This is a genomic window from Actinoplanes siamensis (assembly GCF_016862395.1).
Lineage (GTDB): Bacteria > Actinomycetota > Actinomycetes > Mycobacteriales > Micromonosporaceae > Actinoplanes > Actinoplanes siamensis.
In genome coordinates this window covers 1-1,501 of sequence record NZ_BOMW01000131.1, presented here as the reverse complement: position 1 = coordinate 1,501, position 1,501 = coordinate 1, and the positions used below count along the sequence as shown (strand labels likewise).

Genomic DNA, 1,501 nt, shown 5'->3' with positions numbered 1-1,501 from the left:
CCGCCTAATGGGAGCTACCGGGTCAGCCGCTGGCAGACTCGGTGTCTGGTAGCCGCGAGTGGGTGAGCACTCCCGCCGCCTGGACCGATACGAGTCCTGGTGTCAGAACGTGCCCCCGCTCGTGGTCGGGAGACGAACGGCTGATGGGGTGTCGTGCCCGCCGAAATGTTGGCGTGAGCACTGGTCCATTAGGGCGCTGGAGTCTTCCGCGGGCTGCCGGGATGGACCCGTGACAGAGCGGAGAGCTGGAGTGCTGTTCGTCGGTGACGACTGGGCGGAAGACCACCACGACGTGGAGGTTCAGGACGAACACGGCCGGGCGATACGCGCCGCCCGGCTGCCCGAGGGCGTGGACGGGATGACCCGCTTGCACGAGCTCGTCGCTGGGTTCCTGCCCGACGACGCGAAACCGTCGGACGTGCTGGTCTGCATCGAGACCGACCGCGGGCCGTGGGTACGGGCGCTGATCGCGGCCGGCTACCAGGTCTACGGGGTCAACCCGAAACAGGCCGCCCGGCATCGTGAGCTGCTGTCGCTGTCCGGGGCCAAGAGCGACAAGGCCGACGCACACACCCTGGCCGACATGGTCCGAACCCGACGCCACCAGCTGCGGCAGGTCGCCGCGGACTCCGACATCGCCGAAGCCGTCAAGGTCGTGGCCCGGGCCCACCAGACACTGATCTGGGAACGCACCCGGCACACGCTGCGGCTACGGGCAGCGCTACGCGACTACTTCCCCGCGGCGCTGGCGGCCTACCAGCCGTTGACGCTCACCGGCACCGACACCCTGGAACTGCTGGCCAAGGCACCCACCCCGACCTCGGCAGCGAAACTGACCGTCACGCAGATCAGCACCGCATTGAAGAAGGCCCGCCGCCGTGACATCGCAGCCAAGGCCACCGCGATCCAGCAGGCCCTGCGCACCGAACACCTGGGCCAAGCCGACATCGTCGCCGGCGCCTACGCCGCCACCGTCCGTGCCACCGTCGCGATCCTGCAAACCCTCAACACCGAGATCCGCACCCTCGAAGGGCAGGTCGAGGCCCATTTTGGCCAGCACCCGGACGCTGAGGTCTACCTCAGCCAGCCCGGCATCGGCGTGATCCTCGGCGCCCGGGTGCTCGCAGAGTTCGGCGACGCGGCAGGCCGCTACGCCGACGCCAAGTCCCGCAAGAACTACGCCGGCACCGCACCGATCACCCGGCAGTCCGGCAAGTCCAAGACCGTCCACGCCCGGTTCATCCACAACGATCGCCTCGTCGACGCCCTGCACATGCAGGCCGGCGCCGCGATCCTGCACGACCCCGGCGTCCGCGCCTACTACGACGAACTGCGCGGCCGCGAAGTCGGCCACAACGCCGCCCTGCGCCAAGTCGGCAACCGCCTCGTCGGCATCCTCCACGGCTGCCTCAAGACCACCACCCGCTACGACCAGACGACCGCCTGGTCACACCGCACACAACCCGCTGCAGCTTGACATTCAAGAAGCTGGGGTGTCTGA

General features: G+C 68.8%; 1 protein-coding gene. It reads left to right on the top strand.

What is annotated here, in order from left to right; translation table 11 throughout:
* Positions 1-250: 250 nt before the first annotated feature.
* Positions 251-1,477, top strand: a complete 1,227-nt coding sequence (locus tag Asi03nite_RS37385) for an IS110 family RNA-guided transposase (RefSeq protein WP_203685238.1) — start codon at positions 251-253, stop codon at positions 1,475-1,477.
* The last annotated feature ends 24 nt before the right edge of the window (positions 1,478-1,501 follow it).